At 41.8% G+C, this 17,237-nt stretch carries 21 protein-coding genes; 7 read left to right on the top strand and 14 right to left on the bottom strand.

All coding sequences use genetic code 11. From position 1 onward, the window contains the following. The first annotated feature begins 415 nt into the window (after window positions 1–415). Window positions 416–904 (top strand): sigma D regulator, encoded by a 489-nt coding sequence (rsd, locus tag CXF93_RS19010; protein WP_101064088.1) that lies wholly within the window; start codon window positions 416–418, stop codon window positions 902–904. Window positions 905–1,045: 141 nt separating this feature from the next. Here the strand turns inward: rsd and fkpA are convergent, their stop codons facing one another. Further along, entirely contained in the window at window positions 1,046–1,783 is a 738-nt protein-coding gene (gene fkpA / locus CXF93_RS19015; protein ID WP_101064089.1) for an FKBP-type peptidyl-prolyl cis-trans isomerase, read from the bottom strand. 254 nt (window positions 1,784–2,037) lie between these two features. Between fkpA and CXF93_RS19020 the strand changes: the two genes are divergently transcribed. Then, entirely contained in the window at window positions 2,038–2,259 is a 222-nt protein-coding gene (locus CXF93_RS19020; RefSeq protein ID WP_101064090.1) for a SlyX family protein, read from the top strand. A gap of 178 nt (window positions 2,260–2,437) precedes the next feature. On the opposite strand, the gene slyD is transcribed toward CXF93_RS19020, so the two are convergent. After that, a complete protein-coding gene (slyD, locus tag CXF93_RS19025; RefSeq protein ID WP_101064091.1) occupies window positions 2,438–3,022 on the bottom strand; it encodes a peptidylprolyl isomerase in 585 nt (194 codons plus the stop codon). A gap of 55 nt (window positions 3,023–3,077) precedes the next feature. Next, window positions 3,078–3,284: a YheV family putative zinc ribbon protein gene (locus CXF93_RS19030; protein WP_017222587.1), complete on the bottom strand. Its 207-nt coding sequence runs from the start codon at window positions 3,282–3,284 to the stop codon at window positions 3,078–3,080. 212 nt (window positions 3,285–3,496) lie between these two features. Here CXF93_RS19030 and CXF93_RS19035 point away from each other — a divergent pair, with 212 nt between their 5' ends. Next, complete coding sequence (locus tag CXF93_RS19035; RefSeq protein WP_101064092.1) at window positions 3,497–5,410, top strand: ABC transporter ATP-binding protein; 1,914 nt, start codon at window positions 3,497–3,499, stop codon at window positions 5,408–5,410. A gap of 124 nt (window positions 5,411–5,534) precedes the next feature. Here the strand turns inward: CXF93_RS19035 and CXF93_RS19040 are convergent, their stop codons facing one another. The 8 genes from CXF93_RS19040 to CXF93_RS19075 all read right to left on the bottom strand — a co-directional run bounded on the left by CXF93_RS19040 (window position 5,535) and on the right by CXF93_RS19075 (window position 11,712). Beyond that, window positions 5,535–5,894, bottom strand: coding sequence for a nuclear transport factor 2 family protein (locus CXF93_RS19040; protein ID WP_101064093.1), 360 nt, complete (start codon window positions 5,892–5,894; stop codon window positions 5,535–5,537). 70 nt (window positions 5,895–5,964) lie between these two features. Continuing rightward, window positions 5,965–6,477: a GNAT family N-acetyltransferase gene (locus CXF93_RS19045; RefSeq protein ID WP_101064094.1), complete on the bottom strand. Its 513-nt coding sequence runs from the start codon at window positions 6,475–6,477 to the stop codon at window positions 5,965–5,967. A 57-nt stretch (window positions 6,478–6,534) separates the two neighbouring features. Beyond that, the gene (locus CXF93_RS19050; RefSeq protein WP_101064095.1) at window positions 6,535–7,905 is read right to left on the bottom strand and encodes a hypothetical protein; all 1,371 of its coding nucleotides are present in this window, start codon (window positions 7,903–7,905) and stop codon (window positions 6,535–6,537) included. After that, window positions 7,892–8,596 (bottom strand): energy transducer TonB, encoded by a 705-nt coding sequence (locus tag CXF93_RS19055; protein WP_101064096.1) that lies wholly within the window; start codon window positions 8,594–8,596, stop codon window positions 7,892–7,894. The genes CXF93_RS19050 and CXF93_RS19055 overlap by 14 nt, the downstream gene beginning before the upstream one ends. Continuing rightward, the gene (locus CXF93_RS19060) at window positions 8,568–8,966 is read right to left on the bottom strand and encodes a biopolymer transporter ExbD (protein ID WP_101064097.1); all 399 of its coding nucleotides are present in this window, start codon (window positions 8,964–8,966) and stop codon (window positions 8,568–8,570) included. The genes CXF93_RS19055 and CXF93_RS19060 overlap by 29 nt, the downstream gene beginning before the upstream one ends. Next, on the bottom strand, window positions 8,967–9,473 hold the full coding sequence (locus CXF93_RS19065) for a MotA/TolQ/ExbB proton channel family protein (protein ID WP_101064098.1): 507 nt from the start codon (window positions 9,471–9,473) through the stop codon (window positions 8,967–8,969). Window positions 9,474–9,475: 2 nt separating this feature from the next. Next, window positions 9,476–10,918, bottom strand: a complete 1,443-nt coding sequence (locus CXF93_RS19070) for a MotA/TolQ/ExbB proton channel family protein (protein WP_232784263.1) — start codon at window positions 10,916–10,918, stop codon at window positions 9,476–9,478. Beyond that, window positions 10,918–11,712, bottom strand: a complete 795-nt coding sequence (locus tag CXF93_RS19075) for a DUF3450 domain-containing protein (RefSeq protein ID WP_101064099.1) — start codon at window positions 11,710–11,712, stop codon at window positions 10,918–10,920. The genes CXF93_RS19070 and CXF93_RS19075 overlap by 1 nt, the downstream gene beginning before the upstream one ends. 108 nt (window positions 11,713–11,820) lie before the next feature. Between CXF93_RS19075 and CXF93_RS19080 the strand changes: the two genes are divergently transcribed. Together CXF93_RS19080 and CXF93_RS19085 are read left to right on the top strand one after the other, a co-directional pair. Continuing rightward, window positions 11,821–12,048 carry a YheU family protein gene (locus CXF93_RS19080; protein ID WP_101064100.1) on the top strand — a complete coding sequence of 76 codons (228 nt, stop codon included), beginning with the start codon at window positions 11,821–11,823 and terminating at the stop codon, window positions 12,046–12,048. Between the two features lie 86 nt (window positions 12,049–12,134). Then, complete coding sequence (locus CXF93_RS19085; protein ID WP_101064101.1) at window positions 12,135–13,004, top strand: phosphoribulokinase; 870 nt, start codon at window positions 12,135–12,137, stop codon at window positions 13,002–13,004. Between the two features lie 130 nt (window positions 13,005–13,134). Here CXF93_RS19085 and CXF93_RS19090 read toward each other — a convergent pair whose 3' ends face one another. Both CXF93_RS19090 and CXF93_RS19095 read right to left on the bottom strand, forming a co-directional pair. Beyond that, window positions 13,135–14,034 (bottom strand): lysine exporter LysO family protein, encoded by a 900-nt coding sequence (locus tag CXF93_RS19090; RefSeq protein WP_101064102.1) that lies wholly within the window; start codon window positions 14,032–14,034, stop codon window positions 13,135–13,137. A 35-nt stretch (window positions 14,035–14,069) separates the two neighbouring features. Then, the gene (locus tag CXF93_RS19095; RefSeq protein ID WP_101064103.1) at window positions 14,070–15,017 is read right to left on the bottom strand and encodes a bifunctional precorrin-2 dehydrogenase/sirohydrochlorin ferrochelatase; all 948 of its coding nucleotides are present in this window, start codon (window positions 15,015–15,017) and stop codon (window positions 14,070–14,072) included. 196 nt (window positions 15,018–15,213) lie between these two features. On the opposite strand from CXF93_RS19095, the gene CXF93_RS19100 reads away from it, so the two are divergent. Beyond that, window positions 15,214–15,801 carry a super-infection exclusion protein B gene (locus CXF93_RS19100; protein WP_101064104.1) on the top strand — a complete coding sequence of 196 codons (588 nt, stop codon included), beginning with the start codon at window positions 15,214–15,216 and terminating at the stop codon, window positions 15,799–15,801. Between the two features lie 242 nt (window positions 15,802–16,043). After that, on the top strand, window positions 16,044–16,652 hold the full coding sequence (ribA, locus tag CXF93_RS19105) for a GTP cyclohydrolase II (protein ID WP_101064105.1): 609 nt from the start codon (window positions 16,044–16,046) through the stop codon (window positions 16,650–16,652). A gap of 92 nt (window positions 16,653–16,744) precedes the next feature. On the opposite strand, the gene CXF93_RS19110 is transcribed toward ribA, so the two are convergent. Next, the gene (locus CXF93_RS19110) at window positions 16,745–17,209 is read right to left on the bottom strand and encodes a methylglyoxal synthase (RefSeq protein WP_101064106.1); all 465 of its coding nucleotides are present in this window, start codon (window positions 17,207–17,209) and stop codon (window positions 16,745–16,747) included. Window positions 17,210–17,237 lie beyond the last annotated feature (28 nt).

A 17,237-nucleotide genomic window follows, 5' to 3' on the forward strand; every position in this document is an offset into this window, starting at 1 on the left:
ACCAACAAGTTGATCCCAACAGGACATTCTTTGCCAAAATACAAGCTTAGCGACCATAATTAGCGTGGAGGCGGAGAAAAAAACAACAAATTTGAACCACCATTAACAAGCTACTTTCAGCACATTTCTATTTAGGTAATTAATTTGCATAATTAACGTCAAGTTAATCAGAGACATCAATCACAATTACTTAACAAGCTTGATGAACAAAAGCAAAAATCAGTCATAACAAATACTTATGTGCTATCATTAGTCCTACAACAGTTTTAAACTCGTAACCGCACTTTAGTAGATATATCTGTTATTGCGGCGCTAATTAATCAGGTTTGACCAGATAAAATAGTGTTGACGTATTACGGTAAAAAATTTAGTAATAGGACACCTTAGTTTTTTAAGGGTACATGGAGTAAGTCATATGTTAACCAAATTAGAACAAGCGCAACAAGCTTGGGGCGGTACGCACAACGCCATTGATCATTGGCTAGAAGAGCGACAAGAACTGATTGTCGATTATTGCAAACTCGAAGGCTTACCCCCATTTAAAAAAACCGCCGCATTGCCCAGCAAAGATGAACTACAAGCCTTCTGCCAAATTTTAATCGATTATCTATCGACAGGTCATTTCGAAGTTTACGATCAAATCGTTTCTCAGTGTGCCGAAAACAGCACTAAAAGCCTATCCCTTGCTCAGCAAATCCAACCGAAGATCGTATTAACAACTGAAGCCTTGGTTGAATTTAATGATAAATACGCGGATGGAAATCAAGATGATGACGCCTTAATCAAGTCTTTAGATAATGACATGTCAAAAGTGGGTGAGTTATTAGAACAGCGTTTTGAATTAGAAGATCAATTGCTATACGCTCTTTCTACGTATCATCGCGAAGTCGTTGACGCAGAATAATAGTTGCGAAAATAGTACCGAATAACAGCCAATAAAAAACCCATTCACATAATCAAATATGAATGGGTTTTGTCAATATCACGAATAAAACAACAGTAACCGAGCTATTCGGCTACTGTATTTTAATGCGTTTAATTATTTTTATTGGCCAGCGATTTCTAGCAATTCAACTTCAAATACTAATGTTGAATTTGGTGGGATATCTGCACCCGCACCTTGTGCACCGTAACCTAATTCAGATGGGATGTATAATTTATACTTACTGCCCACGTTCATTAGCGCCACACCTTCAGTCCAACCAGGAATTACACGGTTAAGTGCAAATGTTGCTGGTTCGCCACGTTCTACTGAACTATCAAATACTTTACCATTTAACAGTGAACCTGTGTAATGCACAGTTACAGTATCGCTTGGCTTAGCTAGGTCACCAGTTCCGGCTGTTACTACTTCATATTGAAGACCAGAGTCTGTTGTAGTGATACCTTCTTTCTTGCCGTTTTCAGCAAAGAAGTTTACTGAGTCAGCTTGTGCTTTTTCACTTTCTACACGAGCAGCTTCAGTTGATAGCGTATTCATTTTTTCGTCATATGCTTTTAATACAGCTTGTAATTCTTCATCAGATAACTGCGTTGTTTCATTTAACGCATCAGTAATACCTTGAACGATGATTTCCTTATCTAATGGCGCACCTAGCTCTTCTTGACGCTTAAGGGGTGCAACCAAGTTGCGTGCAACGATTGAACCGATTGCATAAGCCGCTTGTTGATCTTCGCTGTATGCCTTAATGTCTGTTGCTTTATCTGCTTGTGCTTCTTGACCACATGCTGCTAACAGAGATACCGCTGAAGCGAGTACCGTTACTTTAAAAAATTTTTTCATCGAAATACCTAATTAAAATAATGCAGTGTAATTCCACAACTACGTTTTCAGTTACTTATACCTAAAAACAGCTTCAGTATTATCATAACTATTTGATGCTTCCATACAAGATATTAACAACTATAAATACAAAAAATGATAAATCACTCTACTTTACTTAGTTTTACATCTTATCTAGGCTAGTATTTCAGCTCAAATAAATCGACATTACATGTTAAACTTAGTTCATAAAATTAAGCCATCGCGGAAAAAACATGGAAATTCAGCAATTAGAAGAGCGTGTTGAAAACTTAGAAATGAAATTAAGCTTTCAAGATGACACTATCGAACAATTAAATAATGCCATTATTGATCAACAAAAAATACTTGAAGACCAGAAAGTACAGCTGACTTTTTTAATTAGTCGCATCAAAACTATGCAAGTGGGTAGTGGTTTAGCAAGCGAAGCGGATGAGACACCACCACCGCATTATTAATGCTAGAGTGAGTCGATAGAGACTGTTTGTGATAACCGATTAAGTCTAATTGCTTACCATAGATAATAAAAATGCCAGTCATCGTGACTGGCATTTTGCTTTCATTAAACCGAGATTTAATGATTATGTCGGGTCAACAGCAATAGCCAACCCACACTTAGTCATTGAGCACTAAAGACTAGTGACAACCGCCGCCGCAGCAACCGTCTTTTTTCTCTTCTTTTGGTTCTTCAGAACCACAACAGCCACCTTCATGATCATGGTCGTGATCGTGTCCGTGGTCATGACCACAGCCATCAGCGCCATGGATGTGACCATGTTCTAATTCTTCTTCAGTCGCTTCACGCATGCCAATAACTTCACCATTGAATTGCAGTGTACGACCTGCAAATGGGTGGTTTGCATCAACAACAATAATGTCGTCTTCAACAGCTGTTACGATAACAGTACGGTGACCCGCATCGGTGTCAGCACTGAATGCCATACCAGGTTCAACGCCTTCAACGCCTTCGAATAACTCAGCAGGTACTTCTTGTACTAGCTCAGGATCGTAGATGCCGTAACCTTGTTCAGGTTCAACTTTAACGTCAAAATCGTCACCTACTTTAAGACCTTCAAGCTCAGCTTCAAGACCAGGAACAAGGTAACCAGAACCCATTAAGAATTCTAGTGGTGATGAATCACGCGTATCATCGATAAGTTCACCTTTATCATCTGTTACTGCGAAGTGTAGTACTACAACTGAGTTTGCTTCAATAAACATATTTATTCTCTATTTCTAAATTAACTATTACAGTTTTCTTTAAGCAAGGTCATTATTAGTCTTGCTTAAAGACCCCTATCATCTGTTCAAAATCGCGGGTGGCGGTATTCACCTCTCCTTCTGCTTGCGCTTGAGTATAGCCACAACTGACACATTCAATTGTTTCTACCCCATTCACTTGAAATAGCTGGATCACATCTATTTCATTGCACGTCGGGCACTTAGCGCCGGCGACAAAGCGTCTTTTCTTCCGTTCAACCACTGCAACCTCCTAGTCTGTTCACGAGCTTAAGCATGCTCAACAAGCTGATTTAATAAACTGATATTAAGTCTATTAGCATCGTTTGACTAAGCCATTAGCATCGTTTAACTGAGAGTGTACTTTATTCTTAGTACAAATTTCAAAGTTTAACATTTTAAAATGGGCGTAAATCCGCTAAAATCGCCGCAATTATAGTTACTAATAGCCCTCATATGATCATAGCTAGCGATATTGAACTTCTGCGTGGCGGCAAGCCGCTTATTACGAATACCAGTGCCAAAATCAACCCAGGTCAAAAGGTTGGTTTAGTCGGTAAGAACGGCTGTGGTAAATCCAGTCTATTTGCCCTGATCCGCCATGAAATTAGTTTGGATAACGGTAGCCTAACCTATCCAACGGGTTGGCAAGTATCGAGTGTGAAACAGGAAACCCCTGCACTCGATCGCAGCGCCCATGATTACGTGTTAGATGGTGATATTGAATTCCGTCAATTAGAAGCGGATCTTGCACAAGCTGAAGCTGTCGATAACGGCAACAAAATTGCTGAAATTCACGGCAAGCTAGACGCGATTGGTGCTTACGGCATTAACGCCCGCTGTTCTGAATTGTTATCTGGTTTAGGTTTTAGCGAAGACAAACAACAACTACCGGTACAGAGTTTCTCGGGTGGTTGGCGTATGCGTTTAAACTTAGCACAGGCGCTATTGTGTCGTTCTGACTTATTACTCCTCGATGAACCAACCAACCACTTGGATTTGGATGCGGTTATCTGGTTAGAGAAATGGTTAAAACAGTATGACGGCACCTTAATGCTGATCTCGCATGATCGCGATTTCCTCGATGCTATTATTACCAAGATCATTCACGTTGAAGACCAAAAGCTCAACGAATACACAGGTGACTACACCTCATTCGAAAAACAACGTGCTGAAAAACTATCTCAACAACAATCTATGTTTGAAAAGCAACAGCGTGAAGTTGCCCACATGCAAAGCTATATTGACCGTTTCCGTTATAAAGCATCAAAAGCCAAACAAGCGCAAAGTCGTATTAAAGCGATGGAACGTATGGAGCTTATTTCAGCGGCTAATGCTGATTCACAATTTAGCTTTCGTTTCTTAGAACCTGATGCGCTGCCAATGCCGTTGTTAACAATGGAAAATGTGTGTGCAGGTTATGGCGACACCCTGATTCTTGATAACATTAAGTTAAATCTAGTCCCTGGCAGCCGTATTGGTTTATTGGGTCGTAACGGCGCAGGTAAATCAACATTAATTAAATTGTTGTCTGCTGAAATGATGCCACTAAAAGGCTCGTTAGAAGTTAATCCGAATTCAAAAGTCGGTTACTTTGCCCAGCACCAATTAGAATTCTTACGTTTGGACGAGACGCCCTTACAACACATGGTGCGTCTTGCTCCCGACAAAACAGAATTAGAACTGCGTAAATTCTTAGGCGGCTTTGGTTTCATCGGAGAAAAAGCATTAGATATTGTGCGTCCATTCTCCGGTGGTGAAAAAGCGCGTTTGGTATTAGCGTTGATCGTATGGCAAAAACCGAACCTGTTACTCCTTGATGAACCAACCAACCACTTGGATTTGGAAATGCGTCACGCGCTGTCAGTTGCCCTACAAGGCTTCGAAGGCGCGATGATTGTCGTATCCCATGATCGTCACTTATTACGCTCTACGACTGATGAGCTGTACTTGGTGCACGATAAAAAGGTATTACCATTTGACGGCGACTTAGATGATTACCATAACTGGTTATCGGAACAGCAAAAAGTTGAGAAACAAGCAACGCAAGTGATTAATACCAGCGTCAACAGTGCGCAAGGTAAGAAAGATCAAAAACGTAAAGCCGCTGAATTACGTAAAATAACGCAGCCTGTACGCAAGCACATTGAAAAGCTCGACAAGCAGCTGGAAACTTTAGGTGACAAGTTAACAGCCGTTGAAACCCAACTCAGTGAAACCAGCATTTATGAAGAGCAAAACAAAGCCAAGCTAAAAACCGCATTAAGCGATCAAGCGAAGTTTGTTGTGGCGATTGAAGAAGCTGAAACCACATGGATGGAATTGAACGAACAGCTTGAAGAAATGATTGAAGCAAGCGAACAAGCTTAAGCGATATTGTGAATAGAGGTTGATGTTATATCAGCCTCTATTTATTTTTACCTATTTCGACCACCTCTTCACTAACCTACATAATCCAGCAATAGCCGCTTCAAATAATTACCTGACTTAATACTCAGAATAAACTTTTCCATTGTTCAGTGTCAACGAACCAGCGCTCCTCATAAATTTTATCGCCTTCAAATCTGAACAACACAGATAATTGCGAGGACTCGACCTTATCGGCTTTCCATTCAACGATTGAGACAACTTCATTTTCGCCTTCAGTCTGACGTAGTTCAGTGATCTCAAAACCGGGAGGAAGTATGCCACCCAGATTATTTAACGCAGCACGAAACGTCTGCCGCCCCCTGATAATATCCGCCTGTCCCGGCATTACAAATGTCATATCATCCGTGTAATCGGTGATTAAGGAATCTAAATCACCAGCGGCAACGGCGTCCCAACCGCGCTGAACTATATTGGATAACTTCATTACTACAGCCTCTACATATCTTTTATCCTTTAACTATAGAGGCTATTTAGTCATCCCGCGCTAACCAATACTAGGCAAATGACGGATGATAATTTACTTCACCGGCGGGGATGTCAGCATTATTTTCACATAATAATTTTATTAAAAAGTATTCCGCAGGCACATCAGCCAATGTCAAATTTGGGTGAGCTTTAAAACCAAATCTGCCGTAATATTCAGGCTCACCAAGCAGCACAATACCTTCTGCATATTGTACTTTTAATATATCTAAACCTGCGTTAATTAACTTACCGCCAATGCCTTTACCTTGCTGCCATGGAATCACAGAGACAGGACCAAGTCCAAACCATGCACAATCAATACCCGCTATTTGTACTGGAGAAAATGCAATATGACCTATGATGCCCGTTTCGTCTTCGGCAACCAGAGATAGGGTCAGCGCGCCACTGTCACGCAAGTTATTCACGATCAAATGCTCTGTCGGTTTAGCACCGACTTCATGATGAGGATGGTTTTCAAATGCCGTGTAGGTTAACGCTGCAATCGCGTTAATATCTGATTTTATTTCGGGTCTGATTTTCATGTTTAGCCTTTATCTATTCACGCATGATATTAGTCATATATCGATTACTATACTTGACTACAACTGCCCTAACCACCCCTTACTGTAACCTTGATATTGCTTGGTCTGTAACAGCAGTAAATTATCTTTCGCTTGGGCTTTTTTACCTTGTTCAACCTGAATAACTGCTAATAAAAAACGCCATTTATCGGTTTTTAATAACGTCTTTTCATCCGCAGTTTTAACATCCGTATCTTGTAATAAATCAGTGCCTTGCAACAAATCAGCATATGCTAATTCAGCTTCCGACCAGCGCGCTTCTAAATACAATAACTGCGCTTGCTGTTGTTCGTGTTTGGCTAACATGATCCCTGCACGTTCAGCTTGGGCTAACACATCCAGCGCTTTACTGCGTTCACGTGCCATTAACCATGCATTACTCAAACCTTTGAAATAAGCCAAATCTAGTAATAATAATTTTTTCTCTGCGCCTTCAAGATAAACATCAGCCGCTAATCTCGGTTGCTGCTGTTGTAAATATAACGACGCTAATACCCGATAACCTTGTGCGGTAAGCAACCCTTGATTGCGGGTGATCGCCAATGTCGATAACGCGGCTTTATTCTGTTCTAAACTAAGGTAGCTATACGCCAAACGCTCCCAATAATCTTTTGATTGAGGGAAGTCGACTACCGCTATTTGCAGGTGTTTATTAAGTTGCTTGGTGTTCTCTAAGCGCTGTAATAACGCTAATAACAATTGCAGGTAAGATTCTTTTTTCGGCGCTAACTTATAAGCACGTTTTGACGGCGCTAAAGCAGCGGTTAACTTATCTTGTAAATAATACCCTTGGGCTAATAACGCGGCATTACTGGCTTGTTGATCCTTGCTGATCTTGTAAGTTTCACGCTGTTTATCATCAAGCTTATCCACCAGCGAAAACCAAGCATTAAGATGCTGAGTTACTAATGCCCATGATTTAGTGTTTGGGGTTTTATTTGCGCTTGCAGCTAGCTGCGCAGCTAATTGTTGGAATGTCAGTTGCTGTTCAAGTGCTAACGGTAAACTTAATAGCCGAGTGACGACTTGGTAGCTCTCCTTATAATCTTGTTTACCCAACAACACTTGCAGGTGTAAATTACTCGCCAGCAATTGCCGTTCAGTCGAATGCTCAAGTTGCTGTTGATAAAATTCAGCAATACCCTTGGTTAAAATTTTATTCGCTTCCGCCTTGGCTTTCTTTTGCTTATCGTCCTGTGCTGACATCTTCGTAAACGCAGTAGTTAAGGTGATATAACGGCTATAAACAGAGGCTGGTACTTGCTTCGCTTGCACCAATGGCATCGACAACAGTATGGAGAAAAACAATATCCCCGATAGCAATATTGAGCCCAACACAGCCCCTGACAACCGCGATGAACTACCCTGCTTCATTCTAGTTAAGTTCAAAGACCATTCTCCATTTTTTCCAGACTTCCGTGCCTACAGGGGCTTTTTCAAACTGCCAGCGACGCACTGATTTACGCGACACTTTACCGAAATAACCACGAGGGCTTTCTTCGATGATCTTGATCTCTTCACTGCGGCCTTCATCATTAATCAAGACATGTAACAGCACATAACCTTCAATTTTTAGACGTTTGGCTTTGTACGGATATTGCGGGTTGGTTTTACGTAATACTTTAGCAAAACCAATTTCAGGCTCACCAATTGTGGCTTGCTCGACATTTGCGACAGCAATAGGGGTAGCATCGGCCTGTGGTTGAATATGATTAGTTACATAGATCAGTTGCGGTGATACATCAAAGGTCGGCACCGCTAACGCAGGCAAGGTAATACTGCTGTTTAAATTAATATTACTGACATCAAATGTCGGCTGCACAGGTTGTGGTAATGTCACCATTTCTTGCTGTGGCTTTGGCTCTGGGATCACTTCTAGCTCAGGACTAATTTCCTGTTCTTCAACACTTGAATCAGTGAACTGACGAAAATCGATCGAGATAGGATCTTGTACTAGGGGTTTATTGCTGCCAACCGTTAACGAAAAAATTAATCTCGCTAAACTAACATTAACCACGACCGCCAACCCAAACGCCAGCAGCCAATGACCCTTACTGCCTCGCGGTTGCGACTGCAACATTGTCCACCCCTGCTAATCTGACTTGATCCAAGACTTCAATTAAACGGCCGGTATCGACACTGCGATCAGCATTCAACATCACTGAGGTATGATCGCCACTTAAGGTTTTAACTCGGCTACGTAATTTCCGAATATCAACCGGTTCACCTTCGATCCACACACCGTTTTCAGCATCGATAGACACCACTAAACTCACCGCACCTTGCATATCGTTAGTAGCGCCATCAGGACGTTGAATATCAATGGCATTCATCTTGTTAAACGATGCAGTAACCAAAAAGAAGATAAGTAAAATGAACACCATATCAATCATCGGCGTTAAATCGACAGTAAGCGCGTCACTGTTATTGCGACTAAATCGAGTTCTCATTTAAATTCCTTTCACAACTAATTTTTGTGCTAAGTCCAAGGTCAGCAAGTTCGCGCGTTTATGCAAACTGTGACAAAAAAACAACCCCGATAAACCCGTCACTAATCCCGCTAATGTGGTTAATAATGCTTGGGCAATACCACTGCTAAACAGCTCTGATACCCCGAGGCTGTCAGACAATACCGAGAAATTATCAATCATGCCATCCACCGTACCGAGTAATCCTAAAAGCGGTAATACCCCTGTTAAGGTTTTAATAAAAATAAGTTTACGCGTGAGCTGACTTTGTAATTCAGAAATAAAACCATCACGCACCGCCACTGCCAATAAGTGCGATTGATCTTGCCACTGTGCCCATTCCGCTTGGTAATGCTTACAGAGCGCCGGATATTGCCAACCATACTGTAAATAACAACGGGCGATCGTCCACCACATCACCACCGACAGCAGCATGATGACCCAGAAGATCAGCGATGCATTACCAAGGAATTCAATAAACGCAGGCATAATTATGAGTTACCTGCCGTTTGTTGCTGATGAGTAACCACTTGTGCTGACTGCAATTCATTGGCACATAAATTAAGACGTTGCTGACGTTGTGCCAATAACCCCGCACTTTGATGTTCGATTACATGCACTATGCTGTCACTTTTACTGGTTAATAAACTGTGTAATAACATCAATGGCACTGCCGCAATCAAACCAAATTTAGTGGTTAACAAGGCTTGAGAAATACCGCTGGATAATACTTGTGGGTCGCTATTGCCGTAAGCGGTGATAGCTTGGAAAGTCTCAATCATCCCCGCTACTGTGCCTAACAACCCCAATAAAGGTGCGATGGTTGCTAGAACTGCCAACGAGCCTAAGCCTTTGCGACATTCAGGTAATTCCGCCAAAATAGCTTCATCAATAAAACGCGCGAGTTCATCTACATTACTTTGCTCGTGACGATCGGCAACGCCAATAATACGGCCGAGTGAATTGTCAGTAAGTTTATTTAAGTTCTGCTTTTGAAATTTGATTTGCTTGGCTTCACGAGATAGCGCCAATAAACGGCATAAACCGATAGCCATGCCGATCACGCCGACGGCAACAATAATAAAACCAATAATACCGGCGTCAGAAAATATCTGCCACCACACGCGTTCTTGTGTCGCACGTTGCAGTAAACCACCCGCAGAGGGATCGATTAAGGTACTAACAAAACCATCTTGTGGTTGTGAGAACCCAGCAATGCGCGCGCTAATATCCGCCGAGTTTGACGGTAATAATTGATAGCTTTCACTCGCAGGTTGATACAGTAATGGTCCTTGCGCGGTAAACGCAGTAAAACCGGCGATTTGGGTAGCAGCTAACGTTTCTTTACTGCCATCCGCCATTGTTACTGGTATATCTGCGGTAGTGACTTTACTGCTTGCCACCATTTGCTCGGTAAACAATAACCATAAATTTTTAATCGCCGCTAAATCCGGTTCATAATTGGCTTCACTGTAAGGTGATAATTGAATTGAACGCCCTGGTAGCATCACGCTTAATGGGCTTTTATTTAATTGCCCACGCAGATCTTGACTGGCACCCCGAAATTCACTGAATACTTTATCCAGATCCGATTTTTCACTGTTGGCGAGTTTACGCTTGGCTAAAATCAGTTTGTTGTTGGCCGCAATCGAATCCTGTAACTGAGTCATTTTTTGTTGCAAGACTTGGTTACGTTTAGCTTGTTTGGCTAAGTTGGATTTTTGCGTTGCAAGATTTGCTTTAAAACGGGTTAACGCGGCGTTGTCTATTTGCGTTTCCGCGACATTGCTTTGCTGCACTTGTTTTAACAGATCATCTAATGGCGTGGCATTAACATTGAACATCAATAAACTCATCGCCATCATAATCACGGCATTAAAACGAGTCGATATGTTCTTCTTGATAGGCGTGTTGGTCATAGTCTCAATAGCCATTATAACCCCTCCTGCGATTTAACTGTTGCAGTAGAATGCGCAGCTTCTAATAAAGGTAGTGCTAATAATGTCGGTACCGTTTTATTATCGGCTACGGCATAAACTTGCTGCACTTTCGCTAACCACGTTTCTGACAACGTTAACCAAGTGCGGCTGCTGTTATCCCAATAACCCGCACTGTTATGATCGGGGGTCAGATAATATAAGGCGACGCGGCCAACACGGATAAGTTGCACTGTTTTGTCGGCATCACTTAACGGTAATTGGGCTTGCCATGTTTCGATGGTATCACCGTATTCAGTTTCGATTTGATAAGCTTCTAAGATACGGCGGTATTTATCGGCTACACTAATATTAGGGTTATCTAACAAGCGATTAAGCTCTGCTAAACGTAATTGACGCTCTTGCCATAAGAACGGAATATCTTGATCAACAAACAAGGTCAGCACTTGCACCATCTGTTGCATTAATGGCGTCAATTCCATCCGCGTTTCACGCACGCTCGCCATGTTATTCTCTAAACTGATTAATAACTGCTGCTGTTGCGCCACTTGTTTTTCAAGCTGATCGGTATAGGCCGTTAGCACTGCATTTTCACGTAATAAGCCGCGGTACTCAGCCACGGTTGCAGTGGTTTTTTCATCTAATTCAGCAATGTTATTTTGCGTGTACAGTGCTTGTTCCTGTGATTGTTGCTTGCTACTGATAACATTATCAAGCTCGCTGGTTGCTTGAGCAGGCATCATTAACGCGCCCGCAAGTAACCCGATTGACCAAATTGCTGAATAGTTCATGTTCTTCCACTGTTTATGCCGTGATGATTAATATAATGCTTAAATGTGATACTTAAATATATGTTAATATTGTGCTAATTATTGGTAACCACACTGCAGAGCGCAATTATGATCATTCCCTATAAGCAATTAGATAAAGATACACTAAATACCCTTATAGAACACTTCGTGTTACGAGAAGGTACTGATTATGGCACCCTTGAGATGTCGATGTCAGAGAAAGTCTGCCAGGTAACTAAACAACTTGAGACCGGTGATGTGGTCATCGTTTACTCTGAATTACATGACAGTGTGAACATTTTACCAAAGAGCGAAGTTCTTAAAAACCCACAATAATTGTGTGAATTTTATACTTGATCTCCGTTCATTTAACTCGTATAACATAGCACTCATCCCTTAAACTCAACTAGTTGGTCGATACAATGTCAGCAAAACATCCTATTATTGCTGTGACAGGTTCATCAGGCGCCGGTACTTCTACCACTAGCTTGGCCTTTGCTCACATGTTCAGCCAAGAAAACATCAAAGCCTCTTTTATTGAAGGCGACAGTTTTCATCGCTATACCCGTCCTGAAATGGATGTAGCGATCCGTAAAGCCCGTGAACAAGGTCGACATATCAGCTATTTTGGCCCTGAAGCCAATGATTTTGAGTTACTGGAAAACTTCTTTCAAGACTATGGTCGTGATGGCACCGGTAAATACCGTCGTTACCTGCATACCTTTGATGAAGCAGTACCGTATAACTTAATGCCGGGTACCTTTACCCCTTGGCAAGAAATCGATGCTGGCACCGATATCTTATTTTACGAAGGTCTACACGGCGGTGTCGCAACCAAAGACAATGACGTTGCGAAACATGTTGATCTGCTGATCGGCATGGTACCTATTGTTAACTTGGAATGGATCCAAAAGTTAGTGCGTGACACTGAAGACCGTGGTCATTCTCGTGAAGCGGTAACAGATTCGATAGTCCGCTCGATGGATGATTACATTAATTTCATTACCCCACAGTTTTCACGCACCCACATTAACTTTCAGCGCGTACCGCTGGTTGATACCTCGAACCCATTTAGTGCGACCACGATCCCAACTCTGGACGAAAGTTTGGTGGTGATCCGTTTCCAAAGCGTGAAGAATATTGATTTCCCTTATCTACTAACCATGATCGATGGCTCGTTCATTTCTGGTATCAATACCCTCGTCGTACCCGGCGGTAAAATGGCGCTGGCGATGGAGCTTATCTGTGCCCCGCTGATCCGTCAGTTATTAGTCGAAGGTAAAATTAGCTAATATAGAAAGTAAAAATAGACCGTAGAATAAAAACAAAATAAAAAGCAAAGGGGGGATGCTGTATGACAACATCCCCCCTTTTTGCTATTCGCTATTTAAATTTACTATTTAAATAGCGAATAGCCTGTCATTAGAGCGCCAAGAACAAACTAATAAATAACGGTGACGCGAGGCTTAATATAAAGCCACTGACAATTGCCAACGGAACATAACCATTACCACCAGACTTTTGGATCATCGGTAGCGTGAAGTCCATTGCCGTAGCACCAGCATAACCAATCGCGGTTGATGGATGTAACCGAATCAGTGATGGAATAATTAAAATAGCCACCAGCTCACGGCCTAAATCAATAATAAATGCCGCGCCGCCAAATACCGGCGACAAACCATCGGTGATCAAAATACCGGATAACGAATACCAACCAAAACCAGATGCCAATGCCAAGCCATTGCTTAACGGTATATCCAGCAAAAACGCCGCTAATAAACCACCAACCCAAGAACTCGTCATCATCACTAGCGCAATCTTAATGCCCCAGCTATTGAGTAATATTTCCCGTAACTTCATACCACTGTTACGCAGTTGGCAACCAATAAAGAGTAATAACAATACCAACGCACCTTCGGTGATGGTATCAATATCAATCAGCTCTGGCGACACAAATAGCCCGATAATGAAGCCAGCCGCAATCACAAAGATTAACTGCACCGATTCTAAAATAAGGTGCCATTTACTTAATGTCTCGCCCTCACCTTCGACTGTTTTCGATAAGCGTTTATCTAGCCCCCACAAGGCCAATAAATTGGCAGCAGATACACACGCCAACACAGTAAAACTGTATAAACCTATGTTCTGAATATTTTGCGCAAAATTATCCAGATGCGACAAACTAATGCCCATCAAGAATAAGATCACGTAGACCATTTTACTGGTGGATACGTTGACCCAATGAATATGTTTCTGTTGCGTTAACGCAACAAAGTAGCCCAATACTAAGGGCACGATGACAATCAAAAATCCTGAATACATCTAACGTCTGTCCTACATTAATTAAGCGATAACGATTAAGCGATAACACTCACCGCATTAAGCGTATTAGTGAGAGTGTTAAACTGTGCGCTGTCATTAATCAACAAACACACACGCTCACCTTGCTGCTGACGCGTTTGCGCTTGCGTAGCAAAATCAGCACTCAATATCGGATAACGTTCGGCATCACGACGGCATAACTCAATAAAGTCAGCCATGCTGTCATGACCATCTGCAACGTATAAGATCACATCGGCTTGTTGCATCAAACGCAGGGCTCTTAAACGTAATAAATCCGTTTCATCAGGTAATTGAATTAAGTAAACATCGCCGTCAACATCACCTTCAGGTGTCGCTAATTGCAGATCAAATTCTTGTTGTAATTGCACTTTATCAGTGGCTAGTGCAACCGCTTTAGAGCTGAAGAAGCGTTCCCAAAAACGGCGGCGTTCTGTCACGCTGCTAAATTGTTGTTTTACCCGATCACGTTGCTCACCAGAGAATGCACCAAGTAATCCCAGTGTTTCCGGCAATAAAGCTTCCAGCTTTTCACGTAAATAACGGATCAAGACGGGCGCAGTGCCACCACTGGAAATTGCGATTTGTAACGGTGAACGGTCGATTATAGAAGGGGTAATAAATTCACATAACTCTTGCTGGTCAGCAACGTTAACTAATAAGTTACGTTCACAGCAGTCTTGCCATACTTGCTTATTCAACGCAGTGTTGTCGGTTGTCACCCATACCATCACATAACGACTTAAACCATCGTCCAAGTAATTGCTGTTGTAACCGTCGATGATTGCCGTAATTTTGGCAGCATCACGATAGCGTTGCAGGGTATCATTTAAACGCGGAGACAAAACCGTGACCTTCGCGCCCGCACTCAATAACAAGTCAACTTTTCGACTCGCCACTTCGCCGCCACCGACAACCAGTACGTTCTTATCATCTACATCCATAAAAATTGGCAAATACTGCATGTTACATCCATTTAAAAGTGCATAAACAGTGGTTAGTATACGGCGCAAGCTGCTGATAGTCATCAACATCACGACTATAGAAAATAATTAATTTAGTGGCACAGAAAATGCTTACATTATTACTTAAATGAAATAACAGCAATAATGTCACGCGTCAGACAATTTTTTGACTCCGGTCATCAGTAGAAGGTTTATCATGAACGAACTTAAACAGTATATTCAAAATTACAAACAGATAAACATTGCCACCACTTGGTTACTGCTTGCAGCTGCATTAGTCTTACTATTGCCAACGACTGCACTGTCGGTATCAGGCTTAGAACAATGGGTCAGCCAATACCGTGGTTATATTTCGATTATTGTTATCTCTGCGATTGCTTATTTTATCGCATTACTGCTGGTTAAAACCGGGCAATCAGTACTTGAGAAGCAAGCCGAAATAGATACCATGAACAAGATCCATAAAATGGTGAAGGTAATGAATACCTCTGAACAAGCCGTGGTTCGTGAATTTATTTTTCAAAAGAAAGATATTATTTCCCTGCCATTAGAAGCGGCGGCGGTAGCTAATTTAGTTGAGAGCTGTATTTTGGTACCGGCATTAAACAGCCAAGAAATCATCGGCACAGGCAGCAAGATTAAATTGTGTATCAACATTAAAGCGCGGCCGTTACTGGATCATAAAGCCTTAGGCTTTCCAGAAGGCAAGATGACTGACTTACAGGCGAAAGCACTAAAATCAGCACGCCCTGCATTTGCCAAAGAGTTTTACGTTCGCCACTAAGCTGCGGTGAATAAGCAAGTTGCGATCCCTCACTGATTGAGCTGACGCCAAGACTCACGAAAGCCATACAGCAAAGTACATAATTTGGTGTACTTTGCCTTGATCATTACAGCGAATGATAATTATCCCGTCTTTTTACAATTCTCTATTCAGATTGCCGTCATAAACGCGTAAACTAGCCCAAAGTAATCCCATTTAGACGTTCATTGCGCCAAGTAGCGATGGATAGTAAGAGGTAATCCGTGTCTATTAAATTTATCGCATCTTCAAAACTACCAACACCTTTTGGTACTTTCACCATGCACGGCTTCGAAGACTCAGAAACAGGTAAAGAGCATGTTGCACTTACCTATGGTGAGTTAACGAGCGATGAAGTCATTCTAGGACGTATCCATTCAGAATGTTTAACCGGTGATGCACTGTTTAGTTTGCGTTGTGATTGTGGCTTTCAACTTGAAACTGCAATGAAAAATATCACCGAAGCGGGTGCTGGTTTTATTCTTTATTTACGTCAAGAAGGCCGCGGTATTGGTCTGTTAAACAAGATCCGTGCGTATAATTTACAAGATGCGGGTGCCAATACAGTAGAAGCCAATGAACAGTTAGGTTTTGCTGCTGATTTACGTAATTATGCTATGTGCAAACCTATGCTTACCCATCTTGGTGTTAACAAAGTGAAGTTAATGACCAATAACCCGAAAAAATTAGCGGCGATGGAAGAATACGGCGTTAATGTCGTGGCACGTGAGCCATTACAAGTAGGTAAGAATATGCATAATGAACATTATTTGAAAACCAAAGCTGACAAGCTAGGTCACATGATGACTGAAGAACATTTCAAAGAAGACTAATCAGCGTCACAGCAATCAATAATAACAGCAGCTATTCGCTGCTGTTATTACCTTTCACACGATTATTCCCGATAACAACTTCAAAAAAATCGTTAAAGCTCGCTCGTACGCTCAGCTAAATAACCTTCATAATCTGGTATTTCATGTTCATACTTGCTGCTGGTATGGATCGAGTCGATAATAAAATCTGCGGTTGCAGGATTGGTTGCCACCGGAATATTCCATACTGCCGCTAAGCGTAATAATGCTTTTACATCGGGATCATGTGGTACTGCATTCATTGGGTCCCAGAAAAAGATCATCATATCAATCTCGCCTTCTGCAATCAGTGCACCAAGCTGTTGATCGCCGCCCATCGGGCCACTAAACAAGGCTTTAACAGGCAGGCCAACATGTTTAGTCAATAAGGTGGCTGTAGTACCTGTACCGAATAAATGGTGTTTTTGCAGGATTTCAACACGGGCTTTTGACCAAGCAATTAAATCTGACTTCATATGATCATGGGCTACAAGCGCGATACGTTTGTTAGCTGCCATGCAACGGGTAATTTTTTGCATCAGTGACCTACTGTTAATTTTAAAATAA

Source organism: Moritella sp. Urea-trap-13 (assembly GCF_002836355.1).
Lineage (GTDB): Bacteria > Pseudomonadota > Gammaproteobacteria > Enterobacterales > Moritellaceae > Moritella.

Coding starts and splice junctions, on each gene's coding strand:
- CXF93_RS19090 (WP_101064102.1), bottom strand. CDS start 14,034: ATGTATTCAGGATTTTTGATTGTCATCGTGCCCTTAGTATTGGGCTAC.
- CXF93_RS19060 (WP_101064097.1), bottom strand. CDS start 8,966: ATGAGAACTCGATTTAGTCGCAATAACAGTGACGCGCTTACTGTCGAT.
- CXF93_RS19095 (WP_101064103.1), bottom strand. CDS start 15,017: ATGCAGTATTTGCCAATTTTTATGGATGTAGATGATAAGAACGTACTG.
- rsd (WP_101064088.1), top strand. CDS start 416: ATGTTAACCAAATTAGAACAAGCGCAACAAGCTTGGGGCGGTACGCAC.
- CXF93_RS19040 (WP_101064093.1), bottom strand. CDS start 5,894: ATGAAGTTATCCAATATAGTTCAGCGCGGTTGGGACGCCGTTGCCGCT.
- slyD (WP_101064091.1), bottom strand. CDS start 3,022: ATGTTTATTGAAGCAAACTCAGTTGTAGTACTACACTTCGCAGTAACA.
- CXF93_RS19045 (WP_101064094.1), bottom strand. CDS start 6,477: ATGAAAATCAGACCCGAAATAAAATCAGATATTAACGCGATTGCAGCG.
- CXF93_RS19055 (WP_101064096.1), bottom strand. CDS start 8,596: ATGTTGCAGTCGCAACCGCGAGGCAGTAAGGGTCATTGGCTGCTGGCG.
- CXF93_RS19110 (WP_101064106.1), bottom strand. CDS start 17,209: ATGCAAAAAATTACCCGTTGCATGGCAGCTAACAAACGTATCGCGCTT.
- CXF93_RS19070 (WP_232784263.1), bottom strand. CDS start 10,918: ATGGCTATTGAGACTATGACCAACACGCCTATCAAGAAGAACATATCG.
- CXF93_RS19020 (WP_101064090.1), top strand. CDS start 2,038: ATGGAAATTCAGCAATTAGAAGAGCGTGTTGAAAACTTAGAAATGAAA.
- CXF93_RS19075 (WP_101064099.1), bottom strand. CDS start 11,712: ATGAACTATTCAGCAATTTGGTCAATCGGGTTACTTGCGGGCGCGTTA.
- CXF93_RS19035 (WP_101064092.1), top strand. CDS start 3,497: ATGATCATAGCTAGCGATATTGAACTTCTGCGTGGCGGCAAGCCGCTT.
- CXF93_RS19085 (WP_101064101.1), top strand. CDS start 12,135: ATGTCAGCAAAACATCCTATTATTGCTGTGACAGGTTCATCAGGCGCC.
- fkpA (WP_101064089.1), bottom strand. CDS start 1,783: ATGAAAAAATTTTTTAAAGTAACGGTACTCGCTTCAGCGGTATCTCTG.
- CXF93_RS19080 (WP_101064100.1), top strand. CDS start 11,821: ATGATCATTCCCTATAAGCAATTAGATAAAGATACACTAAATACCCTT.
- CXF93_RS19065 (WP_101064098.1), bottom strand. CDS start 9,473: ATGCCTGCGTTTATTGAATTCCTTGGTAATGCATCGCTGATCTTCTGG.
- CXF93_RS19100 (WP_101064104.1), top strand. CDS start 15,214: ATGAACGAACTTAAACAGTATATTCAAAATTACAAACAGATAAACATT.